Genomic DNA, 23,059 nt, shown 5'->3' on the forward strand with positions numbered 1-23,059 from the left:
GCTCGACGGTGTCCCCTACGACCCCGCCAAACACGGCGCCGCAGCAGCGCTCAACGAGTTCGTTGCTGCCTGAGGTTGACACAGGGAGTGTCATGGGGTTTCCTCCACGGCGGGGTCGGACGCGGTGGGGTCGGACGCGGTGGGGTCGGACGCGGTGGGGTCGGACGCGGTGGGGTCGGACGCGGTGGGGTCGGACGCGGTGGGGTCGGACGCGGTGGAATCGCACGGGGTGGCGCCACGCACGGTGCTGTCGTGCGGGGCGAGGGTGGCGAGGTCGGCGAGGGATATGGGCTGGGCTAGGGGGCGGCGGGGGGCGGGGGGTGAGGTGCCGGTCAAGGCGGCTACGGAGTGGGCGCAGATGCGTCCTTGGCACCAGCCCATGCCGGCGCGGGACAGCAGTTTGGCGGAGCGGGCGTCGGTGGCGCCGAGCTGCTGGGCCTCGCGGATTCCGGCCAGCGGGACTTCCTCGCAGCGGCACACGAGCGTGTCGTCCGTCAGCCAGGTCTGCCATCCGGGTTTGAGGGGGTACGCAGCGTGCAGGGCGGCGGCGAAGGCGCGCAGGCGTGCCCGCCTCCTGAGCAGGGCCCGCACGGGAGCGCCGTCCGCCGCGATGGACAGGCCCGCGATGCGGCCTTCGGTCACGGCCAGGTGCCGGCCGCCGACGCCGGTGGGCTCGCCCGCGGCCCAGACGCCGGGGACGGTGGTGCGCTGGGCGGCGTCGACGGTGAGCACGGGGGTGCCGTCGGCGTCCGGGCGGGTGGCGCAGCCGAGCTGGACGCCGAGCTCGATCTGGGGGACGAACCCGTAGCCGGTGGCGAGCGCGTCGCAGGGGACGCGGCGGGTGGCCAGCACGTTCCAGTCCCGGTCCAGGCGGGCCACGGTGACGGCTTCCAGTTCGCGGTCGCCGTGGGCGGCCACCACCGCGTGCCGGGTCCGGTACGGGACGCGGTTACGGGCGAGCGTGGCCAGGTATCCGGCCGCCTCACCGGCTTTGCCCAGGGCGAGCAGGGGGTGCCGGGCCAGCCCGAGGCCGCCGTTCGCCTCGTACACCCCGGCGACGCCCGCCCCGGCGGCGGCCAGGCCCGCGGCGACGGGCAGCAGGAACGGCCCCGTGCCCGCGACCACGACCCGCCTGCCCGCCACCACCCCGTGGCCTTTCAGCAGCGCCTGCGCCCCGCCCGCGGTGAGCACCCCGGGCAGGTCCCAGCCGGGGAACGGCAGCGGCCGGTCGTACGCCCCGGTCGCGATCAGCAGCCTGCGGCTCCGGACGGCGGTCCCGCCGAGGCAGCGGACGGTGAACCCGCTCTCCTCCCGGGTGACGGCCCACACCTGCCTGCCCGTCATGATCTCGGCACGCTCCCGGAGCGCACGCACCTGCCGGGCGAACTTCTCGGGCGGTCCGTCCCGGTGCCGGAAGTACTGCCCGCCGAGCCGTACGCCGGAGTCCACGAGCACCACCCGCAGCCCGCGCATCGCCGCCGTCAGCGCCCCCGCCACCCCTGCGGGCCCGCCGCCGATGACGGCGAGATCGTACGGCGGACTTCCCGCTTCTCCGGCACCGCCGACCGCGACATCGTGCGATGGACCTCCCGCCACCCCACCGCCGACGACGGCGACATCATCCGGCGGACCTCCCGCCACCCCGGCACCGCCGACCGCGAGATCGTGCGATGGACCTCCTCCCACTCCGGCGCCGACGACGGCGACATCGTCCGGCGGGCCTCCCGCCTCTCCGGCGCCGGTGACGGCGAGATCGTCCGGCGGAACCCGCTCGGGCGGAGGGGGCGTGTCGCCCGTCATGCGGTGGTCACCTCGTCTCCGGGGCGGGCCTCGATGAGGCAGGCGCGCTCGACCGGCCCGCCGTTGACGCTGATCAGGCAGTCGAAGCAGACGCCGATGCCGCAGAACAGCCCGCGCCGCCGGCCGCCGAAGCGGGTGGTGCGCCAGGCGCGGACGCCGGCCGCGTAAAGGGCGGCCCCGATGGTCTGGCCGGGCCGCACCGGAACCGGCCGGCCGTCGACGGTGATCTCGAAGGTCATCGGTCCTCCCCGGAACGGAAGCGGTCGGGACGGAACGGGTGGAGGTCCAGGCCGGGCGGGCCGCCGGTGAGCGCCTGGGCGAGCAGGTGGCCGGTGGCGGGCGCCAGGCCGATCCCGGCGCCTTCGTGGCCGCACGCGTGGTACAGCCCGGGCGCGCGCGGGTCGGCGCCGATCACGGGCAGGTGGTCCGGGCAGTACGGGCGGAAGCCGCAGTAGGAGCGGATGGCGCGGACCGCCGCCAGCGCCGGGAACAGGGCGACGGCCTGGGCCGCCAGCCGCGACAGCACGGGCAGGGAGGTGGTCCGGTCGAACCCGACGCGTTCCCGGCTGGCCCCGATGAGCACGGTCCCGGCGGGCGTGCCCTCGACGACGGCCGAGGTCTCCAGCCCGGCGGAGTCGCTGGCGACGCCGGTGACGTAGGCGGCGGTGTAGACCTTGTGCCGGATGAGCGGTTCCGGCAGCGGCTCGGTGACCAGGATGAAGCCGCGCCTGGGCAGCACCGGCAGCGTCACCCCGGCCCGGGCGGCCAGTTCGCCGCCCCAGGTCCCGGCGGCGTTGACCACGGCCCCGGCCCGCAGGTCGCCGTCGCTCGTGCGTACTCCGTTGATGCGGCCGGCGGAGCGGATGAAGCCGGTGACCGTGACGCCGAGCCGCACCTCGGGCGCGGCGGCGCGGAGCAGCCGGGCGGCGGCCAGCATGGGCTGGACCTGCGCGTCCTGCGGGTAGCGGACGCCCCCGGCGAGCCCGGCGGCGAGGTGGGGTTCGAGCGCGCGCAGCCCGGCGGCGGGCACCGCCTCGTGCGGCAGGTTCTGCGCGGCGGCCAGCGCCACCAGCCGCTCGAAGGTCTCGGGGGTCTCGGCGACGACCAGCCCGCCCTTGGCCTCGTACTCGAAGCCGCCCAGCCGGGCCAGTTCCCGCCACAGGCGGCTGGACAGCACGGCGAGGTCCAGTTCGGGGCCGGGCTCTTTGTCGGAGACGAGGACGTTGCCCTCGCCCGCGCCGGTGGTGCCGCCGGCCACGGGGCCGCGGTCGAGGACGGTCACGTCGAGCCCGGCGCGGGTGGCGTAGTAGGCGCACGCGGCGCCGACGACGCCCGCGCCGACGATGATCACGTCGGGCATCGCACCTCCCGTGTGTAATATGTCACATACGCCCGAACGTGAAAAGGCGGTGAAAGGACCGCCCCACCTGGCCCGTACCATCGTTGGCGTGAAGCAATCCACGGACCACACCTCCCCTCTCGCGCGGCTCCTGTTCTCCGTCTGGGCGCCGACACCGGGGGCCATGCGGGGCTGGGCGCTGGCGTCCGTGGTGGTCAACGCCGGCATCACGGTGAGCGGCGCGGTGGTCCGCGTCACCGGCTCCGGCCTCGGCTGCCCGACCTGGCCGCGCTGCACCCCCGACAGCTACATCCCGGTCGCCCATCCGGAGATCGACCCGGTCAACATGGCGATCGAGTTCGGCAACCGGCTGGTGACGTTCCTGGTCCTGGTCGTGGGCCTGGCCTGCGTCGTCGCGGCGACGCGGCTGTCACCGCGGCGCCGGTCGCTGGTGCGGCTGGCCTGGCTGCAGCCGGTCGGCATCGTGGTCCAGGCGCTGTGGGGCGCCGTGGTGGTCACCTCCATGCTCAACCCGTTCACGGTGAGCATGCACTTCCTGCTGTCGATCGGGCTGACCGCCGCCTGCTGGGCGCTGTACGCGCGGGCCGGCGAGGGCGACGGGCCGGCCGTGCGGCTGGTCCACCGCGACATCGTGCGGCTCGGGCACGTCCTGGTGGCGGCGGTGTTCGCGCTGGTGGTCATGGGCGTGGTGGTGACCGGTACGGGCCCGCACTCGGGCGACATGCTGGCCACGCGCTTCGACTTCGACATCGAGACCATGGCGCGGGTGCACGCCGACCTCGCCTACCTGGTGGTGGGGCTGACGCTCGCGCTGGCGTTCGCGCTGCACGTGAGCGGCGCGCCCCGGCGGGCCCGGCGGGCGGCGCTGCTGCTGCTGGCGGTGGAGCTGCTGCAGGGCGTGATCGGTTACGTCCAGTACTTCCTGGGGGTGCCCGCCGCCCTGGTGACGCTGCACGTGCTCGGCTCCACCCTGGTGTGGATCTTCACCCTGCGGGCGGTCACCGCGCTCCGTACGCGTGAGGAGGCGGTCTCTCCCCAGCCCCGGGCCAAGGCCGTCACGGCCTGACCACTCCCCCACCGGGACGACCCGCACGGCCGGGGACGGTCTGTCAGCCTTCGTGGTGAGAAGTCCGCCACTCCCCCGTCGACGGCAGGCCCCTTTTGCCGCCATACGTCCGCCCCTTCCGGCTCAGGCGGGCGGGTGTCCTGCGGTGCCCGCCGTCGCGGGCGGCACCGGGAACTCGGCGCGGGCGCTGCTCATGCACTCCAGCAGGGCCCGCTGCTCCTCGTGGAAAGTCTGCTCGTCCACCACCCGCCGCGCGGCCCGGTCGTGCAGCAGCCCCAGCTCGGTGGCGGCCAGCTGGTAGTCGCTCATCGCGCGCAGCCCTCTCCTGCCGCCGTACATGCGCGCCCACTGGCGGGCGCGCCTGCGCCGGGGCAGCGCCGACAGCATGTGGATGTCCTCCCGCGTCACCAGCTTGGTCGGCTCGTACGGAGGGAGATAGCGCTGGATCAGCGCGACGATGCGGCGCCGGTCGCGGACGACCACGCCGATCAGCACCACGAGCACCACCATCAGCACCAGGTAGGCGACGACCAGGCCGGGGAAGCCGCCGTAGGAGACGAGCCCGTTCCACAGGCCGTGCAGGATCATCGCGCCCGACCAGCCGGCCATGATGGAGACGGTCCGCTCGGGCCCGTGCCGCTGCGCCGCCCACGCGACCGCCACCCCGATCATCGAGGTGAACAGCGGATGCGCGAACGGCGACAGGATGCCGCGCAGCACCACGGTGACCGCCAGCCCCACGCCGCCGGCCTCGGAGTTGAGCGCGGCCAGGTAGTAGCTGACGTTCTCGCTCATGGCGAAGCCGAGCCCGACCATGCTGGCGTAGATGATGCCGTCGGTGAGCCCGTCGAGCTCGAACCTGCGGAAGCGCAGCAGCCCGAGCAGGACCAGCCCCTTCATCGTCTCCTCGACGACGGGGGCGCCGAAGGTGGCCGCGAGGTTGCGGGCGCTGGCCTCGGACAGGTTGACGGTGTCCATGATGTAGTGCAGGTTGAGCGAGTTGACCACGCCCGCGACCAGCACCGCCACGCCCGCTCCCCAGGCGAAGGCGAAGACGAGGTTGCTGCGCGGCTCGGGCTCCATCCGGTCCAGCGCGAGCACGGCGGCCAGCAGCAGCGGCACCGGCGCGAGGGCCAGGCCGAGCGCGATGAAGAACTGGACCGGCTCGCCGTTGAGCACGTCGAAGGAGAACGAGACGAGAGTGCAGACGCCGGTGACGACCAGCCCGATGATCAACGCCGAACTCGGGCGGTCCTTGAACACCCAGCGTGGATCATGGGTCGACATAGGGTGACTGTAACCGATCGGAAATGCGGTGTCCTTCCTGGCCGGACGCGGCCCCCGACCCCCCTCGTGACGCATGAACGGCTATTCACATGCCACGATAAAATCGCCGCCGCGCCACCCGCAAGGGATCAGCCCAGCAGCGGGTCGATGGCCACGGCCAGGAACAGCAGCGCCAGGTAGGCGTTCGACCAGTGGAAGAAGCGCATCGGCCGCAGCTCCACCCCGGTCTTGCCGGCGTTGAGCCGGATCAGCAGGGCGTGCACCTCCCACAGGCACATCACGCCCAGCACGGCGGCCACCGCGGGATAGAACAGCGTGGTGCCGGCGACCGGCCACAGGGCCAGCGAGCACAGCACGGTCGCCCAGGTGTAGGCGATCGACTCCAGGATCACCCGGCGCTCGGTGGCGACCACGGGCAGCATCGGCACCTCGGCCGCCGCGTAGTCGTCCTTGTAACGCATGGCCAGCGTCCAGGTGTGCGGCGGGGTCCAGAAGAACACCACGCCGAAGAGCACCAGCGGCGCCCAGTCGAGCCGTTCGGTGATGCCCGCCCAGCCGATCAGCACCGGCATGCAGCCCGCGATGCCGCCCCACACGATGTTCTGCGCGGTGCGCCGTTTCAGGAGCATCGAGTAGACGAGCACGTAGAAGAGGATCGCGCCGGTCGACAGGGCCGCGGCCAGCCAGTTGGTGGTGAGCCAGAGCCCCGCGGTGGACAGCACGCCGAGCACGATGCCGAAGATCAGCGCGCCGCGCGGCGACACCTGGTGGCGGGCCAGCGGGCGGCGCCTGGTGCGGCGCATCTTCTGGTCGATGTCGCGGTCGACGTAGCAGTTGAGCGCGTTGGCGCTGCCCGCCGAGAGAGTGCCGAAGACCATGACGGACACGGCCGTCCACAGCGGCGGCAGGCCGCCGGCGGCCAGGAACATCACAGGCAGGGTCGTGATCAGCAGCAGCTCGATGATCCGCGGCTTGGTGAGGGCGATGTAGGCCTTGACGACGCCCGCGATGGAGCGCGGCTCGGCGGTGTTCCGCCGGCCGGGGGCGTCGTGCGGCCTGCTCGCCTGCCTGTTCGTCAGCACCGTCAAGGCGCTTCCAGCACGTGCGGAGTCAACGCGTAACCTCGGATTGGAGCGGATATCTATGGGCAGCCGTGGCGTCCCTGGGAACAATCAAACTGTAGTCGCAGGGGAGGGCGGTCCGGGCAAGGGGGGCGTGCGTCGCCCGACACTCGCGGGGATCGCGCGAATCCGGACACGCACGGGGATAGGGAATCAGCGGCCGTCTCCGCTCGGTTAGGGTCCCGTGTGGGCGGGATTGCCAACCGGCACCATCAAGACAACTAGATTCCGGAGATCGAGCTTGAGCACCGAACTCGTGCCAGCCCTTGAATGGACCGACCTCGACCGGCAAGCCGTCGACGTCGCTCGTGCGCTGGCGATGGACGCAGTGGAGAAGGCGGGTTCGGGACATCCCGGCACCGCGATGAGCCTGGCCCCCGCGGCTTACCTGCTCTTCCAGCGGGTGATGCGCCACGACCCGACGGACCCCCAGTGGGTCGGCCGCGACCGTTTCGTGCTTTCCGCGGGTCACACCAGCCTGACCCTGTACATCCAGCTCTATCTGTCGGGCTACGGGCTGACCCTGGACGACCTGCGGCGGTTGCGGCAGTGGGACAGCCTGACGCCGGGACACCCCGAGTACGGCCACACCGCCGGCGTGGAGACCACCACCGGCCCGCTGGGGCAGGGCCTCGGCAACGCGGTCGGCATGGCGATGGCGGCCCGCCGCGAGCGCGGACTGTTCGACCCGGACGCCGAGCAGGGGCGTTCCCCGTTCGACCACCACATCTGGTGCCTGGTCAGCGACGGCGACATCGAGGAGGGCATCAGCCACGAGGCCAGCGCGCTTGCCGGCCACCAGAAGCTGGGCAACCTCGTCGTCCTGTGGGACGACAACCGCATCTCCATCGAGGACGACACGCTCATCGCCAAGTCGGAGGACGTGGTCAAGCGCTACGAGGCGTACGGCTGGCACACCCTCAGCGTCGACTGGACCCAGTCCGGCGACTACGCCGAGGACGTGCAGGCGCTGTACGAGGCGCTGCAGGCGGCCAAGGCCGAGACCGACCGGCCGTCGTTCATCCGGCTGCGCACGATCATCGGCTGGCCCTCGCCCAACAAGCAGAACACCGGCAAGATCCACGGCTCGGCGCTCGGCGCCGAGGAGGTCGCCGCCACCAAGCAGGTGCTCGGCATGGACCCGGCCAAGACCTTCGACGTCCCCGACGCGGTGCTCAAGCACGCCCGCGAGGTGGCCGCCCGGGGCCGTCAGGAGCACGCCGAGTGGGAGCGCGGCTACCGGAGCTGGCGTGAGGCCAACCCGGAGCGGGCGGCGGAGTTCGACCGCATCTCCCACCGCAGGCTGCCCGACGGCTGGGCGCACGCGCTGCCCACCTTCGAGGTGGGCGGTTCGATGGCCACCCGCAAGGCCTCCGGCGAGGTGCTGAGCGCGCTCGCGCCGGTGCTGCCGGAGCTGTGGGGCGGCTCGGCCGACCTGGCCGACTCCAACAACACCACGATGAAGGGCGAGCCGTCCTTCATCCCCGAGGAGTTCCAGACCAAGGCCTACCCCGGCCACCCGTACGGCCGCACCCTCCACTTCGGCATCCGCGAGCACGCGATGGGCGCGATCCTCAACGGCATCGCGCTGCACGGCGGCACGCGCCCGTACGGCGGCACCTTCCTGGTGTTCTCCGACTACATGCGCCCGTCGGTGCGGCTGGCCGCGCTGATGAAGCTGCCGGTGACGTACGTGTGGACGCACGACTCCATCGGCCTGGGCGAGGACGGCCCGACCCACCAGCCGATCGAGCACCTGTGGTCGCTGCGCGCCATCCCCGGCCTGGACGTGGTCCGGCCGGCCGACGCCAACGAGACCGCGGCCGCCTGGAAGACGGTCCTGGAGCACACCGACCGGCCCGCGGCGATCGCGCTGACCCGGCAGAACGTGCCGACCCTGGAGGGCACCAGCGCCGACGGGGTGGCGCGCGGCGGCTACGTGCTGCGCGACGCCTCCGACGGCCAGCCCCGGGTCCTCATCGTCGCCACCGGCAGCGAGGTGGAGATCGCGCTCGCGGGCCGGGAACTGCTGGAGTCGCAGGGCATTCCGGCGCGAGTCGTCTCGATGCCGTGTGTCGAGTGGTTCAAGGGGCAGGACACCGCTTACAGGGAGACCGTCCTGCCGTCGTCGATCCGGGCCCGGGTCGCGGTCGAGGCGGGAATCGCTCTCGGCTGGCACGAGTTCGTCGGAGAGTGCGGCGAGGTCGTGAGCCTCGAACACTTCGGCGCTTCCGCGCCGTACAGGACGTTGTACGAGCAGTTCGGGCTGACGGCGGAGCGCGTGGCCGCGGCGGCCAGGGCGTCCCTGGCCAAGCTGGGCCAGGACAAGGGCGAGACGACGGGAAACTGAGAGACATGAGCGAGATCCTCAACAAGCTTTCTGGCCAGGGCGTGGCCATCTGGCTCGACGACATCAGCCGCGAGCGCCTGCGCACGGGGAACCTGGAGCAGCTGATCCGGGAGAAGAACGTGGTCGGGGTGACGTCCAACCCGACGATCTTCGCCAACGCGCTGGGCAAGGGCGACGCGTACAACACGCAGATGCACGACCTCGCGGTCCGCGGCGTCGACGTCGGCGAGGCGGTCCGCGCCATCACCACCTACGACATCCGGTGGGCGGCCGACGTGCTGCGGCCGGTGTACGACTCGACGGGCGGCGTCGACGGCCGGGTCTCCCTGGAGGTGGACCCGCGCCTGGCGCACGACACCGACAAGACGGTCGCCGAGGCCCGCGCGCTGTGGTGGCTGGTCGACCGGCCCAACCTGTTCATCAAGATCCCGGCGACGCTGGCGGGCCTGCCCGCGATCACGCAGGCCATCGGCGAGGGCATCAGCGTCAACGTCACGCTGATCTTCTCGCTGGAGCGCTACCGCGCCGTCATGGACGCCTGGCTGGCCGGCCTGGAGGCCGCGCAGGCCAAGGGGCTCAACCTCGCCACGATCGAGTCGGTGGCGTCGTTCTTCGTCAGCCGCGTCGACACCGAGATCGACAGCCGGCTCGACAAGCTCGGCAAGCCCGAGCTGAAGGGCAAGGCGGCCGTGGCCAACGCCCGCCTGGCCTACGCGGCGTACGAGGAGGTCATGAACTCCGAGCGGTGGCAGCGCCTGCGCGCGGCCGGCGCCCGGCCGCAGCGCCCGCTCTGGGCCTCCACCGGGGTCAAGAACCCCGACTACCCCGACACCCTGTACGTCGACGAGCTGGTGGCCCCGGGCACCGTCAACACCATGCCGGAGAAGACGCTCGACGCCGTGGCCGACCACGGCAAGGTCACCGGCGACACCGTGCGCCCCTTCTACGAGCAGGCCTGGAACACCATGGCCGAGCTCAAGGACGCCGGCATCGACTACGACGACGTGGTGCGGGTGCTGGAGGAGGAGGGCGTCCAGAAGTTCGAGGCGTCCTGGAACGAACTGCTCGACAGCGTACGCAAGAACCTGGTCCCCTAACCGCCGGAGGCGCCGCGGCGGCGGGGACCGCTCCCTCCGCCGCGGCGTGCCCGCACAGGAGGTTTTGAGATGAGTGACCCGGCAGGGCCTTCGGAGGAAGCGCTCGCCGTGGCGTCCGCCGTCGCGGGCACCTCGACCACGCTGGAGGTGCTGGCCGCCAACCCGCTGCGCGACCCGCGCGACAAACGGCTGCCGCGGGTGGCCGGCCCTTGTGTGCTGGTTCTCTTCGGCGTCACGGGCGACCTGGCCAAACGGAAACTGCTGCCGGCCATCTACGACCTGGGCAACCGGGGGCTGCTGCCGCCGGGGTTCTCGCTGGTCGGGTTCGCCCGCCGTGACTGGCAGGCCCAGGACTTCGCCAAGCTGACGCACGACGCGGTCAAGGCGCACGCCAGGACGCCGTTCCGGGAGGAGGTCTGGCGGCAGCTCCGCGAGGGCATCCACTTCGTGCCGGGCGAGTTCTCCGACGACGGCGCCTTCGACGCGCTGGCGATGGCCCTGCGGGAGATCGACGAGCAGCGCGGCACGGGCGGCAACTACGCGTTCTACCTGTCGGTGCCGCCCCGGTTCTTCCCCACCGTGGTGGAGCAGCTCAAGCGGACGGGGCTGGCGCAGGCACCTGACGGCTCGTGGCGGCGGGTGGTGATCGAGAAGCCGTTCGGCCACGACCTGAAGTCGGCGCACGAGCTGAACGAGATCACCACGTCGGCCTTCCCCGAGAGCTCGATCTTCCGGATCGACCACTACCTGGGCAAGGAGACCGTCCAGAACATCATGGCGCTGCGGTTCGCCAACAACCTGTACGAGCCGATCTGGAACCGCAGCTACGTCGACCACGTGCAGATCACCATGGCCGAGGACATCGGCATCGGCGGCCGGGCCGGCTACTACGACGGCATCGGCGCCGCCCGCGACGTGATCCAGAACCACCTGCTCCAGTTGCTCGCGCTGGTCGCGATGGAGGACCCGACCTCCTTCGACGCCAAGGCGCTGCGGCGCGAGAAGGAGAAGGTGCTCAGGGCCGTGCGGCTCCCGTCCGACCTGGGCCGCTACACCGCGCGGGGCCAGTACGCGGCCGGCTGGCAGGGCGGCGAGAAGGTGGTCGGCTACCTCCAGGAGGACGGCATCTCCGCCGACTCCATGACCGAGACGTACGCGGCGATCAAACTGGAGATCGCCAACCGGCGCTGGGCCGGCGTGCCGTTCTACCTGCGCACCGGCAAGCGGCTGGGCCGCCGGGTGACCGAGGTGGCGGTCGTCTTCCAGCGGGCGCCGCACCTGCCGTTCAGCAAGGACGACACCGAGATCCTGGGGCAGAACGCCCTGGTGGTGCGGGTGCAGCCCGACGAGGGCATCACGGTGCGGTTCGGCTCGAAGGTGCCGGGCACCGCGATGGAGGTGCGCGACGTGTCCATGGACTTCGCCTACGGCGAGTCGTTCCTGGAGTCGTCGCCCGAGGCGTACGAGCGGCTGCTGCTCGACGTGATGATCGGCGACCCGCCGCTCTTCCCGCACCAGCGCGAGGTGGAGCTGTCCTGGACGATCCTGGACCCGATCGAGGAGTTCTGGGCCACCCAGGGGCAGCCGGAGCCCTACCCGTCGGGGTCGTGGGGGCCGCCGTCGGCCGACGCGATGATGGCCCGCGACGGGCGCAGGTGGAGGAGGCTCTAGTGACCGGGCGAAGCGAGACCGTGGTCACGACACCGCTCGAGGAGGATTCGTGACAACGTTCATGCTGGCTGACACGACGGCGGGGAAGATCTCCAGCCAGGTCACGCAGCTGCGCCACCAGATGGGCGCGCCCGCGGTGGGCATGGTGCTGACCCTGGTCGTGATCTGCGAGGAGCGCGACCAGTACGACTCGGTGCGCGCCGCCACCGACGCGGCCCGCGAGCACCCGTCGCGCATCCTCGTGGTGATCAACCGGGAGATCGAGGAGGCGAACCGGCTCGACGCCGAGCTGCGCATAGGAGAGTCGGCGCCGGGCGAGACGGTCGTGCTGCGGCTGTACGGGGAGCTGACCGACCACGCCGACTCGGTGGTCAGCCCGCTGCTGCTGCCCGACACGCCGGTGGTGGCCTGGTGGCCCGGCCGGGCGCCGGACGTGCCGTCGGAGGACGCGATCGGGACGCTCGCGCAGCGGCGGATCACCGACGCCAGGTCCGCCCCCGACGGGATCGCCGCGCTGGTGAGCCGGGCCAAGGGCTACGCCCCCGGCGACACCGACCTGGCGTGGGCGCGGCTCACGCCGTGGCGCAGCCTGCTGGCCGCCGCGTTCGACCAGCCGGTCGGCAAGGTGTACGGCGGGCAGGTGGCGGCCACACCCGGCAACCCGAGCGCGCCGCTGCTGGCCGCCTGGCTGTCGGAACGGCTGGAGATCCCGGTCGGCGTCGCCGAGTCCGGCGGGCCCGGGCTCACCGAGGTCCGGCTCACGCTCGACGACGGCGAGCTGTCGGTCACGCGGAGCGACGCCCGGGTGGCCACGCTGTCGCGTCCCGGCCAGCCCGACCGGAACGTGGCCCTCAGCCGGCGGCAGCTTTCGGAGCTGCTGGCCGAGGAACTGCGCCGGCTCGACTCCGACGAGACGTACGAGCTGGCCGTGAAACGGCTGGCCCGCACATACGCCCACTAAGGTGATGCACGTGAGTGTTCCCACTGTTGTCGTACATCGCGACGCCGATCTGCTGGCCAAGGCCGTGGCGGCGCGGATCATCACCCGCCTGGTCGACGTGCAGGCCGCCAGGGGTTCGGCCTCGATCGTCCTGACCGGCGGCACCGTCGGCATCGCCACGCTGGCCGCGATCCGCGACACGCCCGCGAGGGACGCCGTCGACTGGCGCCGGCTGGACGTCTGGTGGGGCGACGAGCGGTTCCTGCCGTCCGGCGACCCCGAGCGCAACGAGACGGGCGCCCGGCAGGCGCTGCTGGACCATGTGGACGTCGACCCGGCGCGGGTGCACGTGATGGCCGGGCCCGACACCGGCATGACGGCGGAGGAGTCGGCCGACGCCTACGCCGCCGCGCTGGCCAAGGCGTCCCATCCTGAGGACCACGGGCCGGCGCCCAGCTTCGACGTAATGCTGCTGGGGATGGGCCCCGACACGCACGTGGCCTCGCTCTTCCCCGGCATGCCTGCGCTCTACGACACCCGGCCGGTCGTGGCGGTGCACGGCGCGCCGAAGCCGCCGCCCACCCGGATCTCGCTGACGCTGCCGGTGATCCAGAACTCGCGTGAGGTCTGGGTCGTGGCGGCCGGCGAGGAGAAGGCGGGCGCGGTCCGGATGGCCCTGTCGGAGTCCGGCCCGGTGCAGGTCCCGGCGGCGGGCGCGCGCGGCCGTGCGCGCACCCTGTTCCTGCTGGACCGCGGGGCTGCGGGCAAGATCCCGCCCGGCCTCGGCCGTATCGCCTCTCCCTGACCCTCCGTACTCCTGGGCCGCCGCCGACACTCGTCGGCGGCGGCCCTCGTCATCGTCGGCCCGCGGGAACCGAGCACGTGCGTCACCCGTCTCCCGAGACCAGGCCGGGGAACGCGTCCTCAGGCCGGACACACCAGGTCCGCGACCAGCGCGTCGGACCCCTGCCGGGGACACACCGGGTGCGCGACCAGCGCGTCGGTGACCTGCCGGGGACACCAGATCTGCGACCGGCGCGTCTCGCGTGAGGGTCAGGGGCGTCCGAAACGATGGCGCGTCACATCCGTCTTTGGACCGATGCGCGACGGCGGGTGGCGCGCTTAGGTTCGTAGCGTGCGCGATCCGATTCGCCCTCCGCTGCTGGCCCGGCTGCCGGTGTGGTTCTGGGTGAGCGCCGAGTCCCTGCACGTGAGCCTGAGCACGGTCAAGACGCATGTCAGCAATCTGCTGCTCAAGCTCGCCGCGCGGACCCGCGTCCATCTGGTCATCGTGGCCTACGAGGCCGGTCTTGTCTGAGCCGCTGCGGCGGCGCGGCGATGAAAGTTTCATTCCGGGCGTCCGGTCCGGGCGCGGGCCGCTCAGGACCCTGCGGCACCACGGCCGACCTGCGCGGATCCGCTTCGTACGCGGCCTGAGATCGCCTGGTTCCGGCTGTCGAAACGCGCTGTCGAAACTCGGACGCTAGACGGCCCCGGCTTCACGTGCTCCCCGTGCTGTGCTTGAGTCGGCAGCACTGGAAAGCGCTTACCAGAGACGCGGCAGAGCCGATCCCCCAGCCGGCCTGTGAACAGGAAGGTAAGACGAGAATGAGACCAGCTTTCACCCGGCGGCTACCCGCCGTGCTGTCCACGGCGGCCCTCGTGGCCGCGCTCGGCGTCGGTCTACCGGCGATGCAGGCCTCCGCGGCCGCCGGCGGCGCCACCGGCTACGCGTCCGTCAACGGCGGCACCACCGGCGGCGCGGGCGGGCAGACGGTCCGGGCCACCACCGGCACCGCCATCCACCAGGCCCTGTGCAGCCGGGCCAGCAGCAGCACCCCGATCATCATCCAGGTCGAGGGCACCATCAACCACGGCAACACCAGCAAGGTGTCGGGCGGAAGCTGCAACACCGCCGACGGCGTGATCGAGCTGAAGCAGATCAGCAACGTCTCCATCATCGGGGTCGGCAGCGGAGCGGTGTTCGACCAGGTCGGCATCCACATCCGCGAGTCCCGCAACATCATCATCCAGAACGTGACCGTACGGAACGTCAAGAAGTCCGGCTCGCCCACCTCCAACGGCGGCGACGCCATCGGCATGGAGAAGGACGTCCGCAACGTCTGGGTCGACCACGTCACCCTGGAGGCCTCCGGCGGAGAGTCTCAGGGCTTCGACGGCCTCTTCGACATGAAGAACAACACCCAGTACGTGACGCTCTCGTACAGCATCCTGCGCAACTCCGGCCGGGGCGGGCTCATCGGCTCCAGCGAGAGCGACCGCTCCAACGGCTACATCACGTTCCACCACAACCTGTACGAGAACATCGACTCCCGCACCCCCCTGCTGCGCGGCGGCATCGCGCACATCTACAACAACTCGTACGTGAGCCTGAACGAGTCCGGCATCAACTCCCGGGCCGGGGCACGGGCCAAGGTGGAGCACAACTACTTCAAGGACTCCAAGGACGTCCTGGGCACCTTCTACACCAGCGAGGCCGGGTACTGGCAGGTCAACGGCAACATCTTCGACAACGTGAGATGGTCCAGCCGGGGCGGCGACACCAACCCCGCCGGGCCCAACCCCACCTCCAACACCTCCGTCAGCGTCCCGTACTCCTACCAGATGGACGGCGCCTCCTGCGTGCCGAACCTCGTCCGGCAGACGGCGGGCGCCAACAAGGGCCTGCGGGTGTCGGACGGCAGCTGCACCCCGCAGACCCCGGCGCCGACCCCCACCCCGACGCCGACCGACCCGCCTCCGACGCCCACCCCGCCGCCCGGAGACGGCACCAACCTCAGCATCGGGGCCGGCGCTGACGGCTCCAGCAAGGCCTCCGGCACCAGCTACGGCAACGTGATCGACGGCAACCTGAACAGCTACTGGTCGCCGAACGGCTCGACCGGTGACATCTCGGTCAAGTGGAGCTCCGAGAAGACAGTCTCCAAGATCGTCATCCGCGAGGCGTCCGGGTCGAGCATCGGCTCCTGGCAGGTGCGCGACCACGACGCCGGAACCGTCCTGGCCTCCGGCTCCGGGGCGGGCACCATCACCTTCAGCCCCACCACGCTGAGGAAGATCACCTTCCGGATCACCAGCTCGTCCGGCACCCCCAGGGTCGCCGAGTTCGAGACCTACGCCGGCTGATCACCGGCGCCCGGACGGGGGCGGGGCCGTCGCCTGACTCGGCGGCCCCGCCCCAGCAGGGTCCGGGGACGACGGCACGATCGCGTAGAGCGCCGGGCACGTCAGCCAGGGCGTGCGCGATCGTCTGAGACCGCCAGTATGTGCCGGGGTACGTCAGACCAGGGCGTCGATCTCGGCCAGGAGAGCCCGCTTGCGCTCCCCGGCCAGGTAGGACGCCGTCACCGCGTTCCGGGCGAGCTGGGCCAGCTCCGCGCGGCCGAGGCCGAAGACGCGGGCCGCCACCCGGTACTCACCGGCCAGCGTGGTGGCGAACATCGGCGGGTCGTCGCTGTTGAGCGTCACGAACAGACCCTCCTCCAGCAGGCGCGGCAGCGGATGGTCCTCGATCCGCGCCACCTGGCCGGTCGCCACGTTGGAGGTGGGGCAGACGTCCAGCGGGAGCTGCGTCTCACGCAGGTACGCCACCAGCCGGGGGTCGGCCAGGCAGGCGATGCCGTGGCCGATCCGCTCGGCGCCCAGGCCCTCGATGACCTCCCACACCGTCTCGGGGCCGGTCATCTCGCCGCCGTGCGGGACGCTGTGCAGCCCGGCCGCCCGCGCGGCGGCGAACGCGTCCCGGAACGCGTCGCGGTACGCGGGCCGCCGCTGTTCGATGCCGCCGAGCCCGAAACCTACCAACGCCGCGGGAGGTTCCTGCAGCGCGTGGTCGAGCGTGATCTTCGCGGCCTCCTCGCCGAACTCGCCCGGGATGTCGAAGATGTACGCGATCTCGACCCCATGCTCGTCGAGCGCCTCCCGCGCGGCCAGATCGAGCGCCCGGGTGACCTCACGCCTCGGAATCCCCATGACGTGATGCGCGTACGAAGTCACCTGCAGTTCGGCATACCGACCGCCCTGACCGGCCAGATCGCGGGCCAGCCCGGTGACCAGGGTGGCGATGTCCTCCGGCTCCCGCACCAGCGCGTTCACAGCCCCGTACACCTGGGCGAAGTGCGGAAAGTCGCGGAACGTGTAGAACGCCCGCAACGCCGCCTCGTCCGTGGGCACCCCGCTGCCAGGGTGACGACGCGCCAGCTCCAGCACGGTCGGCACCGAAGCCGAGCCGATCAGGTGGACGTGCAGTTCGACCTTGGGCAGGGCGTCGATGAAGTCGTCGAGACTCATACCGCCGACCCTAGGCCCGGCCCGAACCCACCAGCTAGATTTTCGACCTGAATCTCCCATCAAATTGTCCAGTTCCTGGCGACCTAACGTCCACCAACGCAATCCACTGGTCATCCGTCGAATGCCAACAACGCCACCCGACCCCGGCCCAGCCACCCCGATCACGATGACGTTGAGCGCGGCATCTTCTCCGGAGGCAGCTGCACCGTCAATCGTTCAGCCGGGCGCGGGCGTGCCGCTCCTCGCGGCGGGCCACCTCCAGCCGCCGGGCAGCCGCCTCCAGCCGCTTGCGTGCCTTGGCCAGCTTCTTCTCCAGCCGGGACACCCTCTCGGCACGCTCATCGTGCTCCTGCTCGGCCTCGGCCAGCACCGCGCTCCACTCGCGATGGGCCGCCTCCGCCTCCGCCCGCTCCCGCGCCTTCCTCTCCTCTGCCTCCGCCCGCTCCCGCGCCCGCCTCGCCTCGTCCTCGGCCCGCCGGGCCGCCTCCGCTTCCTTCCGCTCCTTCGCCGCCTCAGCCTTGGCCCGCCACCCGGACCGGCCGCCGCCACCCTCCGCCCGCGCCCTTTCCTCTGCGGACTCGACCTCACCACGCGGCCCACCCCGTCCGGCCGCCTCCCCCTCCTTGACCTCAGCCCGCCGGGCAGCCTTCTTCCCGCCCGTCGCAGGAGCGGGCGCGGGGGCGAAGCCGCTGTAGCTGAGGGGTTTGACCAGGCAGCCGCGCCGCACCTCGTCCGCGGCTCCGGCGTCCACCACGGCGGCCTCAAGCGTCTGGTCCACCTCCGCCGCGGCGGCGGCCGACAGCTCGGACTCCTGCCTGATCAGGCGGGACACCCTGCCGGTCACCTCGGCGCGCCGCCGGATCAGCTCGGCCAGCGCCGAGGCGTCCTGGGCCGCCCACGCCTCGCGCAGGTCCTCGCCGAGGGCCAGCAACTCCCCCAGCTCGCCGGGGTGCTCACGGGCAGCGCGGTTGACCGCCCAGGCGGAGACGGTGGGTTTGCGCAGTTTGCCGATCTCGCGAGCCAAAGCGGCCTGGCCCGCCTCCTTGGCCGCCCTCGCCTCGGCGGTGCGGGCGGCGGTGAACTCGGACAGCGGCAGCGCGTACAGCCGCCCGGCCACCTCGTCAAGATCCACACACGTCAGATACCCCGGATGGCCGGTTCCGTAGCGCATGATGAAAACAGCCCATTCGAACGGAGGCCGCCCGTGTTCGAGCGCTTCACCGACCGTGCCCGCAGGGTCGTCGTCCTGGCGCAGGAGGAGGCCAGGGCCATGCGCCACCACCACATCGGCACCGAGCACGTCCTGCTCAGCCTCATCCGGGAGAGCGACGACCACGGAGTGGACCTGGAGACGGTGCGGGAGTTCGTGCGGCGCGAAGCAGGCGTCGGCGACGTCTCCCCGGGCGACGCGCACCTCCCGTTCACGCCCCGGATGAAGAAGGTGCTGGAGCTGTCGCTGCGCGAGGCGTTACAGCTCCGCCACGCCCACATCTCCAGCGAGCATCTCCTGCTCGGCCTGCTGAGGGAGGGCCAGGGCCGGGGCGCCCGGGCACTGGAGGCGTCGGGGGCCGACCTCGCCGCGATTCGCCGGCGCGTGCTGGACCGGCTGAGCCGGGAGCAGCGTCCGCGCGAGACCACCGAGGACCCGGACATCGTCCAGCGGCTCGCCAAGATCCAGGAGAGCCTCGACCGCATCGAACGGCACCTCGGCATCAAGCCCTCAGAATGACCGACGGGCAACCGCCCCTCCACCACCCCCGGGTCGTCACCTCAGACTGACGTCATCGCTCCGACGGGCAGCCGTCCTTCCACCACGCCGGGGTCGTCGGTGTAGGTGAGCGTGGCGCCCAGCGAGACGAGCAGCCTGCGCATCCGTACGTTGTCGGCCAGCATCGAGGTCCTGACCTCGGCGTACCCCAGGTCGCGGGCCTCGCGCACGAGCGTCCGGGCCAGGATCGAGCCCAGCCCGCGCCCCTGCCAGCGGTCCTCGACCAGGAGCGCCACCTCGGCGATGCCCGGGTCGGCGGTGAAGACGAGGCTGGCGAGCGCGACGACCTGCCCGTCGTTCCCGGCGACCAGCGAGAGGCCGCGCCGGCGGTCGCAGAGCCGTTCGAAGGCCCGCGGCGGCAGCGAGGGCAGCGGGGTGAAGTAGCGGAACCGGCGCGATTCGGGCGAGCAGCGGTCGTGCAGGTCGCGGACCGCCTCGCGGTAGACGGGGGTGAGCGGCCTGATCACGACTTCGGCGCCGTCGGCGAGTTTGACCGCCTTCTCGCCGCCGATCCGCTCCGCGGGCGGCTGGGCGAGCCGGGCGAAGGAGGCGGCCCTGGCGGCCTCGGTCAGCGTGAACGGCAGGTCCGCGCGGCGCAGCCGCACGGCGCGCCGGGCCGCGACGGGCACGACGAGCCGCGTCGGGTCGGGAAGATCACTCACCGCCTCACCGTAGATCCACCGGGCGTCGTCCGCGCGCAGCAGCTCCGCCAGCAGCTCGGGGAGCCGCCACGGCTCGGCGCGCAGCCGGGAGGCCAGCAGCAGCGCCCGGGTGGGCTCGTCGGTCAGCTCGTGCGCGGTGGCGGGCACGACCGTGACCCGCCGCCCGCCGGCCGCTTCGAGCGCCTCGCGTACGGTGTCGGGGCTCGCGGGGATGTCGGCGACGAACTCGTCGACGGTCCCGTCGGTGTCGGGCTGGACACTCAGCCCGAGGATGTTGCCACCTCGCCCGGCGAGCGCGGAGGCTAGGGAGGCCAGTCGTCCCGGCCGCTCGTCGACGGTGGTGCGAATGCGGAAAAAACCCATATGAGAAGAGTGCCGGGTAACTGTTACGTTGCCGCTAACGTCGTGTTTCACCGCTCACTTACGAAAAGAGCACAGCTGCATGAACATCCTCTTCCGCGGCGGACGTGTGTTCACCGCGCACGGCGGTTTCGCCGAGGCCGTCCTGGTGCGCGACGGCGTGATCGCCGCCGTCGGCCCGGAGCGGGAGCTGGCCGCCCAGGCGCCCCGGCACGAGACCGTGGACCTGGACGGCGGCCTGCTGACGCCCGGGTTCACCGACGCGCACATGCACCCGGTCCAGGCGGGCCTGGAGCGGGCCAGGTGCGACCTGTCGGCCGTGTACGGGCTGGAGGAGTACCTCGACGCGGTCCGCGCCTACGCGGACGCGCACCCGGAAAGGACCTGGATCGACGGCGGCGGCTGGGACATGTCCGCCTTCCCCGGCGGGCTGCCCCGGCGCGAGCAGCTCGACTTCCTCGACCGGCCCGCCTACCTGATCCAGCGTGACCACCACGCCGCCTGGGTCAACACCCGCGCCCTGGAGCTGGCCGGCGTCACGAAGGACACCCCGGACCCGGCGGACGGCCGGATCGAGCGCGACCCGGACGGCACCCCCACCGGGGTGCTGCACGAGGGCGCGATGGACCTGGTCGGCCTGCGCGCCCCGCGCCCGACCGCCGCCGACCTGGACGCCGCCCTGATGGACGCCCAGGCCCACCTGTTCTCGCTGGGCATCACCGGCTGGCAGGACGCGATCGTGGGCTCGTACGCCGGATCCGACGACCAGCTGCCCACCTACCTGTCGGCGGCCCACTCGGGGCGGCTGAAGGCGCGCGTGGTGGGCGCGCTGTGGTGGGACCGCACCCGCGGCCTGGAGCAGCTGGAGTCCCTGCTCGCCCGGCGGGCCTCGGCCGAGGGGATGGACCGGTTCGCCGCCACCTCCGTCAAGATCATGCAGGACGGCATCACGGAGAACTTCACCGCCGCCACCCTGGAGCCCTACTGCGGGTGCGGCGGCACCGGCCTGTCGTACGTGGACCCGGCCAAGCTCAAGGAGTACGTCGCCGAACTGGACAGACACGGCTTCCAGGTGCACGTCCACGCGATCGGCGAGCGGGCGGTGCGCGAGGCGCTCGACGGCTTCGCCGGCACCGACCCGGCCAACCGGCACCACATCGCGCACCTGCAGATCATCGAGCCGTCGGACCTGCCGCGCTTCGCCGAGCTGGGCGTGACGGCCAACCTGCAGCCGCTCTGGGCCACCCACCACCTGCAGATGGACGAGCTGACGCTGCCGTTCCTCGGCGAGCCGCGCTCGTCCTGGCAGTACCCGTTCGCGGACCTGCTGCGGCACGGCACCCGGTTCTGCGCCGGCAGCGACTGGCCGGTGTCGAACGCCGACCCGCTGCAGGGCATGCACGTGGCCGTCAACCGCACCGAGCCGGGCAGCTCGGTGCACGCCGGCTACCCGACGGCGCAGACGCCGTTCCTGCCCGAGCAGCGCATCGACCTGGCCACCGTGATGACCGCGTACACGGCGGGCTCGGCGTGGATCAACCGCTCCCCCGCCGGGGTGATCGAGCCGGGCCGCCCGGCCGACCTGGTGGTGCTCGACCGCGACCCGTTCACGCTGCCGGAGAAGGAGATCTGGACCACCCGGGTCCGTATGACCTTCGTCGACGGCGAGGCCGTGCACGAGACGCCCTGACCACGATGAAGGGCCCCGGCGGGGTGCCGGGGCCCTTCAGTCGGTGTCGTGGCCCTACCAGGAGGACTTGTTGCTGCGCAGCCGCTCCAGGGCTTCCTGGAGGATGGCTTTGCCGTCCTTGTCGCTCCTGCGCTCCTTCACATACGCGAGGTGGGTCTTGTAGGGCTCGTTCTTCGGCGGGGCGGGCGGCGCATTCTCATCCTGACCTGCCGGGAGACCACAGCGCGGACAGTCCCACAGCTCGGGGATCGCCGCGTCGCTGGCGAAGCTGGGGCGCGTTTCGTGCATGTTGGCGCACCAGAACGAGACCCGCACTCTCGGAGCTGCCTCGCCGCGCTCGGCCTCCCCCATAGGACCGGCACCGACTCGGCTGCCACGGATCGCGTTGCCACTACCCACGGATGAACTCCTCGCTCGATCGCCCCGTGAGCCACGGGGGGAGAATCACTGTCACGCGTGCCGTCCGGCCTCAGGGCTTGACGAGCAGGCCCAGCGCGATGATGCAGACGAACCAGACCACTCCCGTGATGACGGTGAGCCGGTCGAGGTTGCGCTCCACCACCGAGGAACCACCGAAGTTCGACGAGAAGCCGCCGCCGAACATGTCAGACAGGCCGCCACCCTTGCCCTTGTGGAGCAGGACGAGCAGGATCATCAGCAGGCTCGTCAGGATGAGGGCGATGGAGATTCCGAGTTCCACGGTATGCCTAGTCCTTCAATGGTTAGTACGCGTGACGATTCGAACTTGCCTCTAGAGGGTACGACTTCATGTCAAGTCGCACCCACCGAACGGCTCAGTTAGCCGGTCACGTCGGAGAATCGGCAGATCTTCACAAACTCCCCGGCGTCGAGGCTGGCGCCCCCGACAAGGGCCCCGTCGACATCCGGCTGAGCCATGATCCCCGCGATGTTCGCCGACTTGACCGAGCCACCGTAAAGGATACGTACCGCGGCCGCCACTTCGGGGTCGTACAGCTCCGCGAGTCGCTCCCGCAGCGCGCCGCAGACCTCCTGGGCGTCGTCGGGCGTGGCCACCTCGCCGGTGCCGATCGCCCAGACCGGCTCGTAGGCGACCACGATCGACTTGACCTGCTCGGCCGTGACCTTGCGCAGCGCCCCCTCCAGCTGGCCCAGGCAGTGGGCGCGGTGGGCCCCCGCCTGGCGCACCTCGAGCCCCTCGCCGACGCAGAGGATGGGCGTCAGCGAGTGGCGCAGCGCGGCCTGCACCTTGGCGTTGACGAGGTCGTCGTCCTCGCGGTGGTACTGGCGGCGCTCGGAGTGGCCGACGGCCACGAACGTGCAGCCGAGCTTGGCGAGCATGGCGCCGGAGATCTCGCCGGTGTAGGCGCCCGCGTCGTGCGGGGACAGGTCCTGGGCGCCGTAGGTGATACGCAGCTTGTCGCCGTCGACGAGCGTCTGCACGCTGCGCAGGTCGGTGAACGGCGGCAGGACCGCCACCTCGACGCGGTCGAAGTCCTTGTCGTTGAGCGCGAAGGCCATCTTCTGGACCAGCGCGATCGCCTCGAGGTGGTTGAGGTTCATCTTCCAGTTGCCGGCGATGAGCGGCTTTCTCACG

20 protein-coding genes and 1 pseudogene are annotated in these 23,059 nt (G+C 71.7%); 10 read left to right on the top strand and 11 right to left on the bottom strand.

The window, feature by feature from the left end; translation table 11 throughout:
• Positions 1-90: 90 nt before the first annotated feature.
• The 3 genes from AB0J42_RS30650 to AB0J42_RS30660 are packed head-to-tail and all read right to left on the bottom strand — an operon-like array spanning position 91 to position 3,160.
• Entirely contained in the window at positions 91-1,800 is a 1,710-nt protein-coding gene (locus AB0J42_RS30650) for an FAD-dependent oxidoreductase (RefSeq protein ID WP_364300533.1), read from the bottom strand.
• On the bottom strand, positions 1,797-2,039 hold the full coding sequence (locus AB0J42_RS30655) for a (2Fe-2S)-binding protein (RefSeq protein WP_364300535.1): 243 nt from the start codon (positions 2,037-2,039) through the stop codon (positions 1,797-1,799). The genes AB0J42_RS30650 and AB0J42_RS30655 overlap by 4 nt, the downstream gene beginning before the upstream one ends.
• Positions 2,036-3,160 carry an FAD-binding oxidoreductase gene (locus AB0J42_RS30660; RefSeq protein ID WP_364300537.1) on the bottom strand — a complete coding sequence of 375 codons (1,125 nt, stop codon included), beginning with the start codon at positions 3,158-3,160 and terminating at the stop codon, positions 2,036-2,038. Before AB0J42_RS30660 ends, AB0J42_RS30655 begins: the two co-directional genes overlap by 4 nt.
• 88 nt (positions 3,161-3,248) lie before the next feature.
• Between AB0J42_RS30660 and AB0J42_RS30665 the strand changes: the two genes are divergently transcribed.
• Positions 3,249-4,226 (top strand): COX15/CtaA family protein, encoded by a 978-nt coding sequence (locus AB0J42_RS30665; RefSeq protein WP_364300539.1) that lies wholly within the window; start codon positions 3,249-3,251, stop codon positions 4,224-4,226.
• 123 nt (positions 4,227-4,349) lie between these two features.
• On the opposite strand, the gene AB0J42_RS30670 is transcribed toward AB0J42_RS30665, so the two are convergent.
• Positions 4,350-5,513, bottom strand: a complete 1,164-nt coding sequence (locus AB0J42_RS30670; protein ID WP_364300541.1) for a PrsW family intramembrane metalloprotease — start codon at positions 5,511-5,513, stop codon at positions 4,350-4,352.
• A 128-nt stretch (positions 5,514-5,641) separates the two neighbouring features.
• Entirely contained in the window at positions 5,642-6,601 is a 960-nt protein-coding gene (locus AB0J42_RS30675) for a heme o synthase (RefSeq protein ID WP_364300543.1), read from the bottom strand.
• 352 nt (positions 6,602-6,953) lie between these two features.
• Here AB0J42_RS30675 and tkt point away from each other — a divergent pair, with 352 nt between their 5' ends.
• From tkt to AB0J42_RS30710, 7 genes are all read left to right on the top strand, one after another.
• Positions 6,954-8,984: a transketolase gene (gene tkt, locus AB0J42_RS30680; protein ID WP_364300643.1), complete on the top strand. Its 2,031-nt coding sequence runs from the start codon at positions 6,954-6,956 to the stop codon at positions 8,982-8,984.
• 5 nt (positions 8,985-8,989) lie between these two features.
• On the top strand, positions 8,990-10,081 hold the full coding sequence (gene tal / locus AB0J42_RS30685; protein ID WP_364300545.1) for a transaldolase: 1,092 nt from the start codon (positions 8,990-8,992) through the stop codon (positions 10,079-10,081).
• Between the two features lie 69 nt (positions 10,082-10,150).
• Complete coding sequence (zwf, locus tag AB0J42_RS30690) at positions 10,151-11,752, top strand: glucose-6-phosphate dehydrogenase (RefSeq protein WP_364300547.1); 1,602 nt, start codon at positions 10,151-10,153, stop codon at positions 11,750-11,752.
• 61 nt (positions 11,753-11,813) lie between these two features.
• Entirely contained in the window at positions 11,814-12,713 is a 900-nt protein-coding gene (locus tag AB0J42_RS30695; protein ID WP_364300645.1) for a glucose-6-phosphate dehydrogenase assembly protein OpcA, read from the top strand.
• Between the two features lie 10 nt (positions 12,714-12,723).
• Positions 12,724-13,497, top strand: a complete 774-nt coding sequence (pgl, locus tag AB0J42_RS30700) for a 6-phosphogluconolactonase (RefSeq protein ID WP_364300549.1) — start codon at positions 12,724-12,726, stop codon at positions 13,495-13,497.
• Positions 13,498-13,827: 330 nt separating this feature from the next.
• A complete protein-coding gene (locus AB0J42_RS30705; protein ID WP_364300552.1) occupies positions 13,828-14,010 on the top strand; it encodes a LuxR C-terminal-related transcriptional regulator in 183 nt (60 codons plus the stop codon).
• 290 nt (positions 14,011-14,300) lie between these two features.
• Positions 14,301-15,839: a pectate lyase gene (locus AB0J42_RS30710; RefSeq protein ID WP_364300554.1), complete on the top strand. Its 1,539-nt coding sequence runs from the start codon at positions 14,301-14,303 to the stop codon at positions 15,837-15,839.
• A gap of 153 nt (positions 15,840-15,992) precedes the next feature.
• Here the strand turns inward: AB0J42_RS30710 and add are convergent, their stop codons facing one another.
• Together add and AB0J42_RS30720 are read right to left on the bottom strand one after the other, a co-directional pair.
• Positions 15,993-17,003: an adenosine deaminase gene (gene add / locus AB0J42_RS30715; RefSeq protein ID WP_364300556.1), complete on the bottom strand. Its 1,011-nt coding sequence runs from the start codon at positions 17,001-17,003 to the stop codon at positions 15,993-15,995.
• 208 nt (positions 17,004-17,211) lie between these two features.
• Positions 17,212-18,135 (bottom strand): hypothetical protein, encoded by a 924-nt coding sequence (locus AB0J42_RS30720; RefSeq protein WP_364300558.1) that lies wholly within the window; start codon positions 18,133-18,135, stop codon positions 17,212-17,214.
• Positions 18,136-18,207: 72 nt separating this feature from the next.
• Here AB0J42_RS30720 and AB0J42_RS30725 point away from each other — a divergent pair.
• Positions 18,208-18,603, top strand: a pseudogene (locus tag AB0J42_RS30725) (Clp protease N-terminal domain-containing protein); the annotation flags it as partial.
• Between the two features lie 170 nt (positions 18,604-18,773).
• On the opposite strand, the gene AB0J42_RS30730 reads toward AB0J42_RS30725, so the two are convergent.
• Positions 18,774-19,796, bottom strand: coding sequence for a GNAT family N-acetyltransferase (locus AB0J42_RS30730; protein WP_364300560.1), 1,023 nt, complete (start codon positions 19,794-19,796; stop codon positions 18,774-18,776).
• 79 nt (positions 19,797-19,875) lie between these two features.
• Between AB0J42_RS30730 and AB0J42_RS30735 the strand changes: the two genes are divergently transcribed.
• Positions 19,876-21,483 (top strand): amidohydrolase, encoded by a 1,608-nt coding sequence (locus tag AB0J42_RS30735; RefSeq protein ID WP_364300562.1) that lies wholly within the window; start codon positions 19,876-19,878, stop codon positions 21,481-21,483.
• A gap of 54 nt (positions 21,484-21,537) precedes the next feature.
• Here the strand turns inward: AB0J42_RS30735 and AB0J42_RS30740 are convergent, their stop codons facing one another.
• From AB0J42_RS30740 to tpiA, 3 genes are all read right to left on the bottom strand, one after another.
• Positions 21,538-21,882 carry an RNA polymerase-binding protein RbpA gene (locus AB0J42_RS30740; RefSeq protein WP_364300564.1) on the bottom strand — a complete coding sequence of 115 codons (345 nt, stop codon included), beginning with the start codon at positions 21,880-21,882 and terminating at the stop codon, positions 21,538-21,540.
• Positions 21,883-21,952: 70 nt separating this feature from the next.
• The gene (gene secG / locus AB0J42_RS30745; protein WP_148031268.1) at positions 21,953-22,183 is read right to left on the bottom strand and encodes a preprotein translocase subunit SecG; all 231 of its coding nucleotides are present in this window, start codon (positions 22,181-22,183) and stop codon (positions 21,953-21,955) included.
• A gap of 98 nt (positions 22,184-22,281) precedes the next feature.
• Positions 22,282-23,058, bottom strand: a complete 777-nt coding sequence (tpiA, locus tag AB0J42_RS30750) for a triose-phosphate isomerase (protein WP_364300566.1) — start codon at positions 23,056-23,058, stop codon at positions 22,282-22,284.
• Position 23,059 lies beyond the last annotated feature (1 nt).

It is taken from the genome of Nonomuraea sp. NPDC049649, assembly GCF_040675175.1.
GTDB lineage: Bacteria > Actinomycetota > Actinomycetes > Streptosporangiales > Streptosporangiaceae > Nonomuraea.